This window comes from Xanthobacter albus, from assembly GCF_043194895.2.
Lineage (GTDB): Bacteria > Pseudomonadota > Alphaproteobacteria > Rhizobiales > Xanthobacteraceae > Xanthobacter.
On record NZ_CM195532.1, the window covers coordinates 2,032,638 to 2,048,425 of the forward strand.

Here is a 15,788-nt window from a genome sequence, read left to right on the forward strand (position 1 = left end):
GCGGGCCGGCCCGCTTTCCCCTGACGAGACGGATCTCCCATGTTCGAGCTTCTCGGCATTCCCCCCCAGGCGCTGTTCGGGCAATTGCTGCTCGGCCTCATCAACGGCGCGTTCTACGCCATGCTGAGCCTCGGGCTCGCGGTGATCTTCGGCCTGCTGAACGTCATCAACTTCACCCACGGCGCACAATACATGATGGGCGCGTTCGGGGCGTGGATGCTGCTCAATTATCTCGGCGTGCCGTTCTGGGGCGCGCTCGTCATCTCGCCCATCCTGGTCGCCATCATCGGCATGGTGATCGAGCGCACGCTGCTGCGGCGATTGTACAATCTCGATCACCTCTACGGCCTGCTGCTCACCTTCGGCCTCGCCCTCATCTTCGAGGGGCTGTTCCGGCGGCAGTACGGCTCCTCGGGCCTGCCCTACAACAATCCCCTGCCGGGCGGCACCAACCTCGGCTTCATGTTCCTGCCCAACTACCGCGCGTTCGTGGTGGTGGCCTCGCTGGTGGTGTGCTTCGTCACCTGGTTCGTGATCGAGCGCACCAAGCTCGGCTCGTACCTGCGCGCCGCCACCGAGCGGCCGGACCTGGTGCAGGCGTTCGGCATCGACGTGCCGCGCATGATCACGCTCACCTACGGCTTCGGCGTGGGCCTCGCCGCGCTCGCCGGCGTGCTGGCCGCGCCCGCCTACCAGGTGAGCCCCACCATGGGCTCGAACCTCATCATCGTGGTGTTCGCGGTGGTGGTCATCGGCGGCATGGGCTCCATCATGGGCGCCATCGTCACCGGCTTCGGCCTCGGCATCATCGAGGGCCTCACCAAGGTGTTCTATCCGGAGGCCTCCTCCACCGTCATCTTCGTCATCATGGCGCTCGTGCTCATGGTGAAGCCCGCCGGCCTGTTCGGCACGGCCAAGTGAGGCGGCTGCCATGAACGTGTCCTCCAGCTCCACCCCCGCCACCGCGCGCGGCGCCGCGGCGCCCGCATCCTCCTCCACGCTCACGGTGCTCGGCCTGCTGGCGGTGGCCGTGCTCCTGGTGGCGCCCTTCGGCGTCTATCCCGTGTTCCTCATGAAGGTGATGTGCTTCGCGCTGTTCGCGTGCGCCTTCAACCTGATGCTGGGCTACACCGGGCTGCTCTCCTTCGGCCACGCCATGTTCTTCGGTGGGTCCGCCTACATCTGCGCGCACACCATCAAGGTGCTGGGCTTCTCGCCGGAGCTGGGCATTCTGGCCGGGGTCGCGTTCGCGGCGGCGCTCGGGCTGGTGGCGGGGCTGCTCGCCATCCGCCGGCAGGGCATCTACTTCGCCATGGTGACCCTGGCGCTGGCGCAGATGTTCTTCTTCTTCTGTCTCCAGGCGCCCTTCACCGGCGGCGAGGACGGCCTGCAGGGGGTGCCGCGCCGGCCGCTGTTCGGCCTCATCGACATCACCCAGGATCGCCACCTCTACTATGTGGTGCTCGCCATCTTCCTGTTCGGCTTCGTGGTCATTCACCGCGCCATCCACTCGCCGTTCGGGCAGGTGCTGAAGGCGATCCGCGAGAACGAGCCGCGCGCCATCTCGCTGGGCTACCGGGTGAACCAGTACAAGCTGCTCGCGTTCGTGCTCTCGGCGGCGCTGGCAGGGCTCGCGGGCTCCACCAAGGTGCTGGTGTTCCAGCTCGCCTCCCTTACCGACGTGGCGTGGCAGATGTCGGGCGAGGTGATCCTGATGACCCTGGTGGGCGGCATGGGCACCATCCTCGGCCCGGTGGTGGGCGCCGCCGTCATCGTCACCATGCAGAACTACCTCGCCGGCCTCGGCGAATGGGTGCTGGTGATCCAGGGGGGGATCTTCGTTCTCGCCGTGTCGCTGTTCCGCAGGGGCATCGTGGGGGAAATCCTCGCCCTGGTGAAATACTACGGGGCCCGCAAGGCGGGCTGAGCACGATCCCCGCCGCCTGCCGGTGACCGCCGGCGGCGGGGTGCGGATTTTTCTCGTGATTTTTCGATTGCACGTCATGTCGCCGCGCTATCCACTGTCCCGGATCTGCCGCATCGGGGCCGGCGCCGCGTGGCGCCGGCCCCCGCGTCGAAGGGCGAGGAATGGCCATGAATGCAGGCGTGCCAGCACAGGAGCCGGCGCAGGGGGGCGTCACCCGCTACGCTGATTTCCTTCTGCTCGGAGGCGGCATCGCGGGTGCTTCCGCCGCCGCGACCCTGAGGGCCGAAGGAGCCGGCGGATCGGTGATGGTGCTCTCCGCCGAGGAGGTGCCGCCCTATCACCACACCGCGCTCTCCAAGGGCCTGCTGCTGGGCGACGACCCCGACGGGCGGATCTACATCCACCCCGCGAGCTTCTATTCCGAGAACCAGATCGGGCTGGAGCTGAACACCAAGGTCTCGCGCGTGGACACCGCCAAGAAGGCGGTGGTCACCACCTCCGGCGAGCGCATCGGCTACGGCCAGCTCCTGATCGCGGTGGGCGCCAAGCCGCGCCCGCTCACCGTGCCCGGCGCCACGCTTCCGGGCGTCTTCACCCTGCGCCAGAAGAGCGACGCCGACGCCATCCGCGCGGCCTTGCAGGGGGCGAAGCGGGCGGTGGTGCTGGGCGGCAGCTACCTCGGGCTCGAAATCGCCATGTCCCTGCTGGAGAGCGGGCTCAAGGTCACCATCATCGAGAAGGGGCCGCGCCTGCTGCCCCACCTCGAGGCGCCGCGCCTGTCGCAGTATTTCGAGCAATATGCCGAGGCCCGCGGCGCCACGCTGATGCTGGGCGACACCGTTTCCACGGTGCGCGGGAAGAACAGGGTGGAGGCGGTGGAGACCGTGGGCGGGCGGCGCGTGCCGTGCGATCTGATGGTGGTGTCCATCGGCGTGACCCCCGCCACCTCCTTCCTCACGGGCAGCGGCATCCCCCTCGACGAGGAGGGCTACGTGCTGGTGGACGAGCAGCTGCGCACCGGCGTCCCCGACGTGTTCGCCGCCGGCGACATCACCAATTTCCACGATCCCGTGTTCGCCCGCCGGCGCCACCTGCAGCACTGGGACAATGCGCTGAAGCAGGGCCGGCTCGCCGCCCGCAACATGCTGGGGCGCCGGCTGCGCTATGACGAGGTTTCCTATTTCTTTTGCGAGGTGGGAGACATCGGCTTCAACGTGCTCGGCGCCACCGAGGAGGCGGACAACTGGATAGCCCGCGGCTCGCTGGAGGAGGGGTCCTTCGCGCTGTTCTATCTGAAGGGCGACGTGCCGCGCGCGATGTTCTCCGTGGGCCGCCCGCCGGACGAGATCCGGGTGACGGAGGGTCTCATCCGCTACCGCGTCGCCCTCGGCGCGGTGAAGCATCGCCTGCCCGAGCCGGGCTTCGTGCTCGACCACATCCCCACCCAGACCGCGCTCATCCTGCAGGGCGGCGGCGCGCTCGGCGCCTATGAGTTCGGGGTGGTGAAGGCGCTGGAGGAGGAGGGCATCTATCCCGACATCGTGGCCGGGGTGTCCATCGGCGCGCTCAACGGGGTGGTGATCGCCGGCAATCCGCGCCATGCCACCCAGGCGCTCGAATCCTTCTGGAACGACCTTTCGGTCACCACCCCGCATCTGCCGTTCGTGGAGCTGCGCCGCGCGGCGGCGGCGTCCAAGATCCTGGCCATGGGGGTGCCGAACTTCTTCACCCCGCGCTGGGTGATCCCGCCCAAGGGGCCGGAGGACTGGCCCGCCAACTGGACCAGCTATTACGACACCTCGCCCATGAAGGCGCTGCTCTCGAAATACGTGGATTTCTCCACCCTCAAGGACAGCCCGGTGCGGCTTCTCATGAGCGCGGTGAACGTCACCACGGCGACCCTCGATGTGTTCGACAGCTATGTGGACGACCTCACCGCCGACCATGTCCTCGCCAGCGGCTCCCTGCCGCCGGGCTTCCCCTGGACCATTATCGACGGCAAGGCCTATTGGGACGGCGGCATCGTCAGCAACTCGCCGCTCGACCTGCTGCTGGAGCGCTGCGGGCCGGACGGCAAGCGCGTCTTCATCGTCGATCTCTTCTCCGGCCGTCGCGCGCTGCCCTCCAACATGATGGAGGTGTTCGCCCGGCGCGACGAGATCGTGTATTCGGAGCGGGTGCAGAGCGATCTGCACTATCGCGCGCAGATCGAATATTATCGTAAGCTGGTGGATCATTTGGTGAGCCGCCTCGATGAGGTGGAGGCGGCCAAGGTGACGCGCCTTCCGGCCTACATCCAGCTCATGGGCGATGGCGCCATGAGCACCATCACCCGCATCGTGCGCGCCGGCCAGACCGGAGAGCACGCCTCGCGCGATTACGATTTCTCGGATCTCGCCATCGAGACCAACGCCGCCGAGGGCTATGCCGAGGCCAAGCGCACGCTCCGCCGGGCCTGAGGTTTCCCGGCCCCGCGCCCGGCCCGGCGTGGGGCGGCCGCCTGCGGCGACAGGCCGGACGGCGCAGCCCCGAGGGGCTTACCATCCGGCCCGCCATCCCATGCCGGTCAGGGCTTGGCACGGGTAGCTCGTTTCCCGAGGGCGGGCGCGCTCGGCGTTGCGGCCGGTCATCCGGGCCGCTCGGTATCATTCGCGCTGGGATTGTCTTAGCAATGTCATGCACGCCGGGAAAGAAGCAAAAGCTCCATAAAACGGGCGGTGGGCGCGGGGAATAGGAAGCTGCGTTCACTTCGGATCGGCTTTCCTTTGACATTCCGCGACACGCGCCTGAGCGACGTTCGCCACGATCCACGAAGATCCCGCGTTCCGAGGGGCCGGCGCGTGCACGTGCGGCGCTCCGGGGGCGCGCCATGGCGGGGACCCGCCGGCCTGGACCGGATGCGCGCCGTGCCATCGGCCTGGAGCATTTCCGCGCGAGGCGGACACCGGATCGCGTGAAGAAGTGCGAAAAATCAATAGTTTATATCGGTTCCGATGCGCGCGTTCAGGTGCCGCGCGGGCTTGGCCGAAAGCGGGTGCGTGATGCCCTCAGGCTCTTGGCGTCACGGCTGGAGCGGTGCCGCGGGGGCGCCGAAGCGGTCGCGCCAGCTCGGCTGGGCGCCGGGGAGGGGCAGCGCCCGAGCGCAGAACACCGCCCGCGCCACGGCCCGCGCCAGCACGGCCGAGGCACAGGCGCCGATGCGGGCGAGGTCGGCGAGCGGCTCCGCCAGCGGCCGCGCCCCGGTGCCGAGGGCGAACACGCAGTCGCCGTCGAGCGGCGTGTGGATGGGGAACAGCGACAAGGCGAGGCCGTCCTGCGCCATCACCGCCAGCCGCTGGGTCTGCGCCGGGGTCAGCACGGCGTCGCACGCCACCACCGCGAGGGTGGTGGCCGAGAGCGGCACGTGGCCCTTGAGGGCGGGGGACGAGGCTTCGTCCGGAAAGGTCGCGGGCAGGCCGAGGCCGCCGAATTCCGCCTGCCGCTCATAGGGCGCGGCGCGGAAATGGGGCCCGGCGCCGACCAGCGGGCTGCCCACGGCGTTCACCGCCACCACCGCCCCCACCACATGGCCCGAGGGCAGCACCGCGGAGGCCGAGCCGAGCCCGCCCTTCACCGTGGCCGTGGTGGCGCCATAGCCCGCCCCGGCGGTGCCGAGGGGAAAGTCGAGCCCGGCGGCCAGCAGCGCCTCGCGCCCGAGCGCGCGGTAAGGCGGCTCGGCGCCCCAGGCCTTGTCGCCGCCGTTCAGAAGATCGAACAGCACCGCGCCGGGCACGATGGGCACCCGCGCCGCACCCACCGCGAAGCCGCGTCCCGCTTCCGCGAGGGCGGCCATGACGCCGGCCGCCGCGTCGAGCCCGAAGGCCGAGCCGCCGGAGAGGACGATGGCGTCCACCCGCTCCACGGTGGCGGCGGGGGAGAGAAGATCGGTCTCGCGGGTGCCGGGCCCGCCGCCGCGCACGTCCACGGCCGCCACCGTGGGTGCCTCGCAGAGCACCACGGTGACGCCGGTGGCGCGGCGCGCGTCCTGCGCGTGGCCCACCCTGAGGCCGGGCACGTCGGTGATGAGATTGCGCATGGCTTCCCCCCTTGGCACCTGCCCGCATGGAAACGTTGTAGATGGCTTTTCGCGCTTCTGGAAAGGGCGGCTTCCGCCCGTCCCGGCGCTCACAAGGCGGGGAGCGCGGCGAAGTGCGGCTTGCCGCCGGCGCGCGGGGGGACCATGACGGGGCCGACTTGAACAGATTGCCGTCAGGGTTCCATGGCCGACGTCACCCTTCCCGCCGCCTTCCTGGCCGGCCTCGTGAGCTTCGTGTCCCCGTGCGTGCTGCCGCTGGTGCCGCCCTATCTGTGCTTCCTCGGCGGCAGCACGCTGGAGGACCTCGCCGGGGATGAGCCGGTGAAGGAGGTGGGGCGGCGGGCCATGCTGGGCGCGGCGCTGTTCGTCGGCGGCTTCTCCCTGGTGTTCGTGCTGCTGGGCGCCGGCGCCTCCGCCATCGGCGACCTGCTGCGGGCGCACCTCGATGTGCTGTCCGTGGTCGCCGGGCTCGCCATCCTGGTGATGGGACTGAACTTCCTGGGCGTGTTCCGCATCCAGCTCCTGCACCGCACGGCGCGCCCGCATGTGAACGAGCCGGCGGGCCTGTGGGGGGCGTTCGTGATGGGGCTCGCCTTCGCCTTCGGCTGGACGCCCTGCCTCGGCCCGGTGCTGGGGGCCATCCTGGCGGTGGCCGGCTCGGAGGGTACCGTTTCCAAGGGCGCGCTGCTGCTCGCCACCTATTCGCTTGGGCTCGGCGTGCCGTTCCTGCTGGCGGCGGTGGCGGTGCGGCCCTTCCTGGCGAGCCTCGTCCACGTGCGCAAGCTGCTGCCGGTGATGGAGAAGGTGATGGGCGCCCTGCTGGTGCTCACTGGCATCGCCTTCATGTCCGGCTGGATCGCCCATGCGAGCTACTGGCTGCTGGAGACCTTCCCCGGCCTCGCCGCCATCGGCTGAGCGCGCCGCGCGGGATGCCGGAATGAAAAAGCCCGCGCCAACCGGCGCGGGCTTTTCCTTTTCGCGGCGGGCGCGCCTCAGAGCTGCTTGTAGGCGCCGTCCTTCCACTCGTAGACGACGTAGTCGATCTTGGTGATGTCGCCCTTCTTGTCGAAGGAGAGCGGGCCGAGCACCGTGTCGAACACCTTGCCGGAGTGGATCTCGGCGGCGATCTTCTTCGGGTCGAGGGACTTGGTGGCCTCGGCCGCCTGCTTGATGACCTGAACGGCCGCGTAGGAATAGAGCACGTAGCCTTCGGGATCGATGCCCTTCGCCTTGAAGGCGGCGACGATGTCCTTGGCGGCCGGGTTGTTGCGCGGGTCGGGGCCGAAGGTCATCAGCGTGCCCGCGGCGCCCGGGCCGGCGATGGTCCAGTATTCCTTGTCGGCGATGCCGTCGCCGCCGAACAGCACGGTGTCCATGCCCTGGTCGCGCATCTGGCGCACGATGAGGCCGGCCTCGGGGTGCAGGCCGCCGTAATAGACGAGGTCGACGCCGTTGGCCTTCAGCTTGGAGACGAGGGCGGAATAATCCTTCTCGCCGGGGTTGATGCCCTCGTAGAGGACTTCCTTCATGCCGCCCTTGTTCATGGCCTTCTGGGTCTCGTCCGCGAGGCCCTTGCCGTAGGGGGTCTTGTCGTGGACGATGGCGACCTTCTTGCCCTTGAACGCCTTGACGATGTAGTCGCCCGCCACCGAGCCCTGCTGGTCGTCGCGGCCGCAGGTGCGGAAGGTGTTCCACATCTTGCGTTCGGTGAAGGTCGGGTTGGTGGAGGCGGGGCTGATCTGCAGCACGCCGGCTTCTTCATAGTCGGTCGAGGCCGGGATGGAGACGCCCGAGTTGAAGTGGCCGACCACGTATTTCACGCCGTCGGAGATGAACTTGTTGGCGGCGGACTTGCCCTGCTCGGGCTTGCCGGCGTCGTCGCCCACGGAAAGCTCGACCTTCTGGCCGAGAATGCCGCCCTGGGCGTTGATGTCGGCCACCGCCTGCTCGGCGCCGGTCTTGAGCTGGGCGCCGAAGGCCGCCGCGCCCCCGGTCATGGGGCCGCCCACGCCCATCTTCACCTGCGCCTGGGCCCCGGCCGCGAAGGCGAGGCTGGCGCCGAGCGCAAGCGACGCCAACAGGAGCTTCTTCATCTCGTCTCTCCCCTCGTGTGCCGGACCGCGAACATGGTGCCGGTCCGGATGGAACTGTCGCGGCGCATTGTGCCGCGATTCATGGAACTGTCACGGTGCGTTGGCGCCTTCGCCAGCTTCGGTGCCGTCGAGGCGCCGCCAGCACAGGGGGCCGGCGGGCGTGAACATCCAGCCGTACTGCACGCTCATCTGCCGCCGGCGCACCGCGCGGAAACCCAGCGCCGCCACCGCGAACAGGAAGACGAACTCCGCCAGCGAGGCGGCGGGCGAGAACAGGTCGTCTCCGAACAAGGCGAAGTGGCAGAAGCGCACCGCGGCCGCCAGCGGCACGCAATAGAGCGCGAGGGAGGCGGGCGAGCGCCAGGCCCGCGCCACCGCCTTGCCGGTATGCCAGGCGGCGCTGCCGCCCATCACCAGCGACACCAGCAGGAAATCCCCCGGCGCGCCGCCCGTGACCTCCTGCGGCGCCAGCGCCGCCGCGAGCACGAACAGGGCGATGAGAACGAGGGGGATGACCAGCAGGGGCGAGGCGGGGCTTCCCGGATCGCGCGCCATCTCAATGCCCTCCTTCGAGATAGGCGGCGCGCACCTCCGGCCGGGCGAGCAGGTCCGCGCCGGTGCCGCTCATGGTGATGACGCCGTTGACCATGACATAACCGCGGTGGGCGAGCTTCAGGGCGTGGTAGGCGTTCTGCTCCACCAGGAACACGGTGAGGCCCTCGGTCGCGTTCAGCGTGCGGATGGCCTCGAAGATCTGCCGCACCACCAGCGGGGCGAGGCCGAGGGAGGGCTCGTCCAGCAGCAGCAGGCGCGGCCGGCTCATGAGCGCGCGGGCGATGGCCAACATCTGCTGCTCGCCGCCGGAGAGGGTGCCGCCGCGCTGGCCGATGCGCTCCTTGAGGCGGGGGAACATCTCGAACATGCGCTCGAGATCTTCCGCGAAGTGGGTGCCGCCCTCCACCGCCGCGCCCATCTGCAGGTTCTCGTAGACGGTCATGCGCGGGAAGATGCGCCGGCCTTCGGGCGACTGGGCGATCCTGAGGCGCATGATCTCGTGGGTGGGCAGGCGGGTGATGTCGCGCCCGGCGAAGGTCACGCGGCCCTCGCGCGCCTGGGGCGAGCCGCAGATGGTCATCATCAGCGTGGACTTGCCGGCCCCGTTGGCGCCGATGAGGGTGACGATCTCCCCCTCTTTGATGTCGAGGTCCACGCCCTTCAGGGCGATGATGTTGCCGTAATAGGCCTTCACGCCCCGCACGGCGAGCAGGGGGGCGGCCTTGGCGAGGGCGCTCATGCGTTCACCCCCGCCGCCACGGCTTCGTCCTCGTCCTCGACCCCGAGATAGGAGGCGATGACCCTGGGGTCGTCGCGCACCTCCCTGGGGCTGCCGTCGGCGATCTTGCGGCCATATTCGAGCACCACGACATGGTCGGAGATCTCCATCACCACGCTCATGTCGTGCTCGATGAGCAGGATGGAGGCCTCGTGATCGGCCCGGATGGCGAGCAGCAAAACGTTCATCTCGTGGGATTCGCGCGGGTTGAGGCCCGCCGCCGGCTCGTCGAGGCACAGGAGCACGGGCCTCGTGCACATGGCGCGGGCGATCTCCAGCCGCCGCTGGTCGCCGTAGGGCAGGTCGCCGGCCGGGTCGTCGGCGCGGGCGGTGAGGCTGATCTTGTCGAGCCAGTAGAGGGCGTGGTCCACCGCCTCTTTCTGCCGGCGCCGCCAGGAGGGCAGGTTGAGCAGGGCGGCGGGATTGATGAGCCCGGCCTCGGTGAGCGACATGTGTTGCGCCACCAGGAGGTTTTCCAGCACGGTCATGCCCGAGAACAGCCGGATGTTCTGGAAGGTGCGCGCCACCTTGGCCCGGGAGGAGACCTTGTGGTCCGGCAGCCGCTCCAGCAGATAGGCGGCGCCGGCTCCGGTGCGGGCCTCAGGCAGGCCTCCGGTGGTGAGGGCGTCCAGCTCCTGGGCGGTGGCCGGGCCGCCGTGCATCAGGGCGAGGCGGCCGGTGGAGGGCTTGTAGAAGCCGGTGATGCAGTTGAACACGGTGGTCTTGCCGGCGCCGTTGGGGCCGATCACCGCCGTCACCTCGCCGCGCCCGGCGCGAAAGGAGACGTCGCCCACCGCGACGAGGCCGCCGAAGCGCATGGACAGGTGGTCCACCTGCAGCAGCGGGTTGCGGTCCCAGCTGCGGGGGAGGGCAAGCTCGGCCATCAGCCGTGGCCCTCCTTGACGAGCGCGCCGGAAACCGCCTTGCGCTCCTTCAGGAAGATGGTGGGCATGCGGCTCGCGACCAGGCCGCGCGGGCGCCACACCATCACCGCCACCATGGCGAAGCCGAAGATGAGCATGCGGTAGAGCGAGGGGTCGAAATCCGGCCCGAACAGGAAGCTCGCCTTCAGGAAGGAAAGGTTGCGCAGCATCTCCATGCCGCCGATGAGCAGCACCGCCGCCGCCGCCACCCCCATCTGCGAGCCCATGCCGCCGAGCACCACGATGGCGAGGATGACCGCCGATTCCATGAAGGTGAAGCTCTCCGGCGAGACGAAGCGCACCCGCACGGCGAAGAACGCGCCCGCGAAGCCGCCGAACATGGCGCCGGTGGCGAAGGCGGTGAGCTTGGTCAGCGTGGTGTTGATGCCGAGCGAGCGGCAGGCGATCTCATCCTCGCGCAGCGCCTCCCAGGCGCGGCCCACCGGCATCTTTCTCAGTCGCACGGTGGCGAGGGCGGTGAGCGCCGCGAGCCCCAGGATGACGAAATAGAGGAAAATGATCCGGTGCATCGAATCATAGTCGAGCCCGGCGCGGGCCGCGAAGCCGTCTTCGCCGCTGCTGAAGGGCACGCCGAAGAAGGTGACGGGCGGGATGGAGGAGATGCCGGCCCCGCCGTTGGTGAGCGACACCCAGTTGATGAGCACGAGGCGGATGATCTCGCCGAAGGCCAGGGTCACGATGGCGAGGTAGTCGCCCCGCAGGCGCAGCACCGGAAAGCCCAGGATGAGCCCCCACAAGGCGGCCAGGATGCCCGCCACCGGCAGGCACACCCAGAACGACCACGCCGCCCAGAACCCCTCCGCCAGATGGGCGTCGAGGAAGGCGTTCAGCGGCGCGCTGGTGGCGAGCAGGGCGAAGGTGTAGGCGCCCACCGCGTAGAACGCCACGTAGCCGAGATCCAGCAGGCCGGCGAGGCCCACCACGATGTTGAGGCCCCAGCCGAGCATCACATAGGTGAGGATGTAGATGCCGAGGTCCACCCAGTAGCGGCTGGGCGAGAGGCCGCCGGAAAGGGCAATGGCGAGGAAGGGATAGGCCAGCGCCACCAGGAAGAAGGCGGGCTTGGCCGCCGGGCCCAGCTTTCCGGCGAGCCCCGCGAGGAGAGGGGAGCGCCTGGGCGCTGTGTCTCGGCCCGGCCGCCATAAGGTGAGGTTCAGCGCCAGCCGCAGCGCCGCCACCAGCCCCGCGAACACCGCCACCAGGCCGAAGCGATAGGTGAGGGTGAGGGGGCCGGAGCCGGACTCGGTGGCGCGAAAGCCTACCAGGGGCAGTAGCAGGAGGGCGGTGATGATCGCGCTCGCGACGGCATCCTTGAGGGCGGGCAGCAGCACCGCCTCTGCGGGGGGCGGGGAGGGGACGGCCGGCGGCGCGGCGCCTTCCGGCGGACCTTCCTCGCGCTCCCACAGGTCGGATCTGTGGGCCGCCATCACACCTTCTCCACTTCCGGCCGACCGAGCAGGCCCTGGGGCATGAAGATGAGCACCACCACGAGGATGGAGAAGGCGGCCACATCCTTGTATTCGATGGAGAAATAGGCGGACCAGAAGGTCTCGATGAGACCGATGAGCAGGCCTCCCAGCACCGCGCCGGGCAGGGAACCGATGCCGCCGAGCACCGCCGCGGTGAACGCCTTCACCCCCGGCACGAAGCCGTCCGCGAAGTTCACCACGCCATAGTACATCAGGTACATCACGCCGGCCACGGCGGCGAGGGCGGCGCCGATGACGAAGGTGAGCGAGATGGTGCGGTCCACGTTGATGCCGAGCAGCGCGGCCATCTTGCGGTCCTGCTCGCAGGCGCGCTGGGCGCGGCCGAGCGGCGTCTTCTGCACCAGCCACCAGAAGCCGAAGAGGAGGCCCGCGGTGACCGCCATGATGATGATCTGCTTGTAGGCGAGGGTGACCGCGTAGCCGTCGCGCTCCATCAGCACGATCACGTCCGGCACCATGGGGGGCAGCGGCTTGTTGCGCGGGCCCTGGGCCACCTGCACGAAGTTGGACAGGAAGATGGACATGCCGATGGCGGAGATCATGGGCGCGAGGCGGAACGAGCCGCGCAGCGGCCGGTAGGCCACCCGCTCGATGGCCCAGCTCGTCAGGCCCGTGAACAGCATGGCCACCACCAGCGTGATGGCCAGCACCAGGAAGATGGAGCTGATGCCGACGACCGTGGTGAGCAGCAGCACGCAGATGAGGCCGATGAAGGCGCTCACCATGAACACGTCGCCATGGGCGAAGTTGACCATGCCGATGATGCCGAACACCATGGTGTAGCCGATGGCGATCAGCCCGTAGATCGACCCCAGGGTCAACCCGTTGATGAGCTGCTGGAGGAAAATATCCATCCGCCGCTGGACCCCTCTGTTCTGGTGGCCGCGCCTACAAATTCATCTTGCACGATGATTGGGCGAAACGCATTTTTTCAACTCATAGCCCGCCCCGGCGGCCGAGACAATTCTCGCGATGGCGCGTGCGCCTCTGCCGTCGCGCGCCGTCGGCACCGGGCGGGGGCCCGCGAACGCCCGCGCGGTCCTGTCCCGGCTTCCAAAAAGCACGGGCGCGTCAGGCGCCTCGCGTCCGCCCGGCAAAACGAAAGGCGGGCTCCGGCTGTGCCCGTGCCGCGATGTTTCGCCTGTCGTGCGAAGGGCTTGCGCGGCGGCCGCAATTCCTGGAACGGCGCGTTCGCGCGGGCCGGACGCGCCCTTGCCCTGGTGCGGCGAAGGTTGACCGGCGCGGAAAGGCAGACCAAGTTGCGCCGGGCCGCCTCGGCACAGGATGGCGGCCTGTTCACCGGGGCCGGGCCCCATGCCTGGGCGCCCGGGCCGCCAAGACAGCCACCGGCGCTTTTTTCCGTGATCTCGCCGTCGCCACCGGCAGTGCGCCGCTCCGCAGTTTCCTCTTTCTTAACGTCTGCCCCACGCCATGTCCTCCAGAAGCACGCCCCCCCAACCCTCGCCCACCACGTCTTCGTCCCCTCAGTCGCCGCCCCCCAAGCCCGCATCCGCGCGCTTCAAGATCGACCCCTTCCTGCCGGCGCTGGTCGGCGTGGTCGTGCTGGCCATCCTGTGGCCCGCGCCCGGAGTGACCGGCGGCTTCCTCCATGCCGATCGCGCTGCCACCTGGGGCATCGGCGTCATCTTCTTCCTCTACGGCATCTCGCTCGCCACCCGGCGGCTGCTGGAAAGCGCCACCCGCTGGCAGCTCCACCTCGTGGTGCAGCTCGCCACCTTCGCCCTGTTCCCGCTGGTGGTGGTGCTCGCCATGCCGCTCATCAACCGGCTGATGCCGGAGGAGGTGGGCATCGGCTTCTTCTTCCTGGCCGCGCTGCCGTCCACCGTGTCGTCCTCGGTGGCCATGACCTCGCTGGCGCGCGGCAACGTGGCGGTGGCCATCTTCAACGCCTCCATCTCCTCGCTCATCGGCGTGTTCGTGACGCCGCTGCTGATGGCGTGGTACCTGCATGCCACCGGCGGCACCATGGCGCTCGGCGACGTGATCCTGAAGCTGGTCGTCATCGTCCTCCTGCCGCTGGCGGTGGGGCAGATGCTGCGCCCGCTGCTGCTCAAGCTGGTCGAGAAGCACAAGGTGGTGGTGAAGATCGCGGACCGGGCGGTGATTCTCGCCATCGTCTACAACGCCTTCTGCGACAGCGTCGCCGAGGGGGTGTGGAGCGGCCACAGTGTGGCGCTGCTGGCGGAGATGATCGTCGGCGTCGGCCTGCTGTTCGTGGCGGTCTACTGGCTCATCGGCCTGTTCTGCCGGCTGGCGGGCTTCAACCACGCCGACACCACGGCGGTGCTGTTCTGCGGCTCCAAGAAGTCGCTGGCGACCGGGCTTCCCATCGCCAAGGTGATGTTCGGGACCTCGCCGCAGCTCTCGCTCATCATCACGCCGATCATGATCTACCACTTCCTCCAGCTGGTGGTGATCGGCTTCATCGCCGGCAATCGCGCCGCCAAGGGCGATGTGCTGGAGGCCATCGCCGAGGAGGAGGCCGCAGAGCCCTCGCTCCTGGCGGATGATCCCGACGCGGGATCGCAGGATGCGCCGAAGCGCGACTGAGGGGGTGCGCGCCGCTCGCAGCGCCCGCCCTTTCCGCCGGAGGGTTTCCCATTCCATGGAATCGGGGAAACCCTCCGGATTCTTGAGCTGACGCGTTTTCTTCACGCGAACCGGTTTCCACTTCGCTCGAAAACGCTCTAGAGCGTGGGGGCGCGACGGCGGGGCGGCACGGTTCGCCGCCCTTGTGTCTGGCGGAATCAGGAGATGGGTGTGACCGATCAGCTTAAGCTTGTCCTGGCGTCCGGCTCGCCGCGCCGGCTGGCGCTGCTCAACCAGGTGGGCATCGAGCCCGACCTGCTGATGCCCGCCGACGTGGATGAGAGCCCCGAGCGGGGCGAGCTGCCGCGCCGGCTGGCCCAGCGCCTCGCCGTCGAGAAGGGCCGGATCGTCGCCGCGCGCGCGCGGGAGGCGGGGCTCGAGGCCGTCATCCTCTCCGCCGACACGGTGGTGGCGGTGGGCCGGCGCATCCTGCCCAAGCCGGATCTGCGCGAGGAGGCGGAAGAGTGCCTGCGCCTGCTCTCGGGCCGCAGCCACCGCGTCTTCACCGGCGTGTGCGTGGTGGGCCGCAAGGGCCGCGACCACACGCGCCTCGTGGAAACGCGGGTGCGGTTCAAGCGCCTTTCGCGCGCGGAAATGGACGACTACCTCGATTGCGGCGAGTGGCGCGGCAAGGCGGGCGGCTATGCCATCCAGGGCATCGCCGGCTCGTTCGTGGTGAAGCTGGTGGGCTCCTACACCAATGTGGTGGGGCTGCCGCTGATCGAGGCGGTGGGGCTGCTCTCCGGCGAGGGCTATCCCGTGCGCGCCGGCTGGGCGGAGCTGGCCCAGTGAGCGGCGATCCGGAAAAGGACGCGCCCAAGCCGTCCGCATCGAAGCCGCCCGCGTCGAAGCCCTGCCCCATCTGCGGCAAGCCGCCGGTGGAGAAGTATCGCCCCTTCTGCTCCAAGCGTTGCGCCGACGTGGACCTCAACCGCTGGCTCTCCGGCGCCTATGCCATTCCCGTCACCGCCGAGGAAGACGAGGACGGCGAGCCGCCGGAAACGGGGCGCTGAGCGCCGCGCGCGCCTTTTCATGTCCACCCTTTCCCTTCCGCCGCCACGCCGCGCGCGGCGTGGCGCTCTGCTGCCCGCGCTTTCCCCGGCCGTTTACGTTTCATTGATTAATGAACGGAAATTTAAACTTCGCCGGCAAACAGAGCGGGCCGGCGGCGGCGCCATGTGCTCCCGCGCCGGCCGTGAGCGGCGCATTTCCGCCGCGGAGCGCCACGGGAGGGTTTGTCGGCGAAGGGCTGTGAACGGCGCCGCCGCGCCTTGACGTCGCCCGCGCCGGCGCGCGAGTTTCGAGGCTTGAGGCCC

14 protein-coding genes are annotated in these 15,788 nt (G+C 69.3%); 7 read left to right on the forward strand and 7 right to left on the reverse strand.

Annotation, left to right across the window (positions count from 1 at the left end; all coding sequences use genetic code 11):
* Positions 1–39 precede the first annotated feature (39 nt).
* From V5F75_RS09050 to V5F75_RS09060, 3 genes are all read left to right on the forward strand, one after another.
* On the forward strand, positions 40–921 hold the full coding sequence (locus tag V5F75_RS09050) for a branched-chain amino acid ABC transporter permease (RefSeq protein ID WP_394036894.1): 882 nt from the start codon (positions 40–42) through the stop codon (positions 919–921).
* A 10-nt stretch (positions 922–931) separates the two neighbouring features.
* Positions 932–1,927, forward strand: a complete 996-nt coding sequence (locus V5F75_RS09055) for a branched-chain amino acid ABC transporter permease (protein WP_394036892.1) — start codon at positions 932–934, stop codon at positions 1,925–1,927.
* 161 nt (positions 1,928–2,088) lie between these two features.
* Positions 2,089–4,386: an FAD-dependent oxidoreductase gene (locus V5F75_RS09060; protein ID WP_394036890.1), complete on the forward strand. Its 2,298-nt coding sequence runs from the start codon at positions 2,089–2,091 to the stop codon at positions 4,384–4,386.
* A gap of 602 nt (positions 4,387–4,988) precedes the next feature.
* On the opposite strand, the gene V5F75_RS09065 is transcribed toward V5F75_RS09060, so the two are convergent.
* Positions 4,989–6,002 (reverse strand): P1 family peptidase, encoded by a 1,014-nt coding sequence (locus tag V5F75_RS09065; RefSeq protein WP_394036888.1) that lies wholly within the window; start codon positions 6,000–6,002, stop codon positions 4,989–4,991.
* A 183-nt stretch (positions 6,003–6,185) separates the two neighbouring features.
* Between V5F75_RS09065 and V5F75_RS09070 the strand changes: the two genes are divergently transcribed.
* Complete coding sequence (locus V5F75_RS09070) at positions 6,186–6,917, forward strand: cytochrome c biogenesis CcdA family protein (protein ID WP_394036886.1); 732 nt, start codon at positions 6,186–6,188, stop codon at positions 6,915–6,917.
* A 77-nt stretch (positions 6,918–6,994) separates the two neighbouring features.
* Here the strand turns inward: V5F75_RS09070 and V5F75_RS09075 are convergent, their stop codons facing one another.
* The 6 genes from V5F75_RS09075 to V5F75_RS09100 form a co-directional block, all read right to left on the reverse strand.
* The gene (locus tag V5F75_RS09075) at positions 6,995–8,095 is read right to left on the reverse strand and encodes a branched-chain amino acid ABC transporter substrate-binding protein (RefSeq protein WP_394036884.1); all 1,101 of its coding nucleotides are present in this window, start codon (positions 8,093–8,095) and stop codon (positions 6,995–6,997) included.
* Between the two features lie 90 nt (positions 8,096–8,185).
* Entirely contained in the window at positions 8,186–8,650 is a 465-nt protein-coding gene (locus tag V5F75_RS09080; protein WP_394036882.1) for a DUF6867 family protein, read from the reverse strand.
* A 1-nt stretch (position 8,651) separates the two neighbouring features.
* Complete coding sequence (locus V5F75_RS09085) at positions 8,652–9,389, reverse strand: ABC transporter ATP-binding protein (RefSeq protein ID WP_394036880.1); 738 nt, start codon at positions 9,387–9,389, stop codon at positions 8,652–8,654.
* Complete coding sequence (locus tag V5F75_RS09090) at positions 9,386–10,312, reverse strand: ABC transporter ATP-binding protein (protein ID WP_394036878.1); 927 nt, start codon at positions 10,310–10,312, stop codon at positions 9,386–9,388. The genes V5F75_RS09085 and V5F75_RS09090 overlap by 4 nt, the downstream gene beginning before the upstream one ends.
* A complete protein-coding gene (gene livM, locus V5F75_RS09095; protein WP_394036876.1) occupies positions 10,312–11,799 on the reverse strand; it encodes a high-affinity branched-chain amino acid ABC transporter permease LivM in 1,488 nt (495 codons plus the stop codon). Before livM ends, V5F75_RS09090 begins: the two co-directional genes overlap by 1 nt.
* Entirely contained in the window at positions 11,799–12,716 is a 918-nt protein-coding gene (locus V5F75_RS09100; protein ID WP_394036874.1) for an ABC transporter permease subunit, read from the reverse strand. The genes livM and V5F75_RS09100 overlap by 1 nt, the downstream gene beginning before the upstream one ends.
* Positions 12,717–13,293: 577 nt before the next feature.
* On the opposite strand from V5F75_RS09100, the gene V5F75_RS09105 reads away from it, so the two are divergent.
* The 3 genes from V5F75_RS09105 to yacG all read left to right on the forward strand — a co-directional run bounded on the left by V5F75_RS09105 (position 13,294) and on the right by yacG (position 15,485).
* On the forward strand, positions 13,294–14,433 hold the full coding sequence (locus tag V5F75_RS09105; protein ID WP_394036872.1) for a bile acid:sodium symporter family protein: 1,140 nt from the start codon (positions 13,294–13,296) through the stop codon (positions 14,431–14,433).
* A 204-nt stretch (positions 14,434–14,637) separates the two neighbouring features.
* Positions 14,638–15,264 carry a Maf family nucleotide pyrophosphatase gene (locus tag V5F75_RS09110; protein ID WP_394036870.1) on the forward strand — a complete coding sequence of 209 codons (627 nt, stop codon included), beginning with the start codon at positions 14,638–14,640 and terminating at the stop codon, positions 15,262–15,264.
* Positions 15,261–15,485 (forward strand): DNA gyrase inhibitor YacG, encoded by a 225-nt coding sequence (gene yacG / locus V5F75_RS09115; protein WP_394036868.1) that lies wholly within the window; start codon positions 15,261–15,263, stop codon positions 15,483–15,485. The genes V5F75_RS09110 and yacG overlap by 4 nt, the downstream gene beginning before the upstream one ends.
* Positions 15,486–15,788 lie beyond the last annotated feature (303 nt).

Excerpts from the sequence above, each read along its gene's own strand:
- V5F75_RS09065 (WP_394036888.1), bottom strand. The coding sequence starts at position 6,002 with ATGCGCAATCTCATCACCGACGTGCCCGGCCTCAGGGTGGGCCACGCG.
- livM (WP_394036876.1), bottom strand. The coding sequence starts at position 11,799 with ATGGCGGCCCACAGATCCGACCTGTGGGAGCGCGAGGAAGGTCCGCCG.
- V5F75_RS09080 (WP_394036882.1), bottom strand. The coding sequence starts at position 8,650 with ATGGCGCGCGATCCGGGAAGCCCCGCCTCGCCCCTGCTGGTCATCCCC.
- V5F75_RS09105 (WP_394036872.1), top strand. The coding sequence starts at position 13,294 with ATGTCCTCCAGAAGCACGCCCCCCCAACCCTCGCCCACCACGTCTTCG.
- V5F75_RS09060 (WP_394036890.1), top strand. The coding sequence starts at position 2,089 with ATGGCCATGAATGCAGGCGTGCCAGCACAGGAGCCGGCGCAGGGGGGC.
- V5F75_RS09100 (WP_394036874.1), bottom strand. The coding sequence starts at position 12,716 with ATGGATATTTTCCTCCAGCAGCTCATCAACGGGTTGACCCTGGGGTCG.
- V5F75_RS09050 (WP_394036894.1), top strand. The coding sequence starts at position 40 with ATGTTCGAGCTTCTCGGCATTCCCCCCCAGGCGCTGTTCGGGCAATTG.
- V5F75_RS09090 (WP_394036878.1), bottom strand. The coding sequence starts at position 10,312 with ATGGCCGAGCTTGCCCTCCCCCGCAGCTGGGACCGCAACCCGCTGCTG.
- V5F75_RS09075 (WP_394036884.1), bottom strand. The coding sequence starts at position 8,095 with ATGAAGAAGCTCCTGTTGGCGTCGCTTGCGCTCGGCGCCAGCCTCGCC.
- V5F75_RS09070 (WP_394036886.1), top strand. The coding sequence starts at position 6,186 with ATGGCCGACGTCACCCTTCCCGCCGCCTTCCTGGCCGGCCTCGTGAGC.
- V5F75_RS09085 (WP_394036880.1), bottom strand. The coding sequence starts at position 9,389 with ATGAGCGCCCTCGCCAAGGCCGCCCCCCTGCTCGCCGTGCGGGGCGTG.
- V5F75_RS09055 (WP_394036892.1), top strand. The coding sequence starts at position 932 with ATGAACGTGTCCTCCAGCTCCACCCCCGCCACCGCGCGCGGCGCCGCG.
- V5F75_RS09110 (WP_394036870.1), top strand. The coding sequence starts at position 14,638 with ATGGGTGTGACCGATCAGCTTAAGCTTGTCCTGGCGTCCGGCTCGCCG.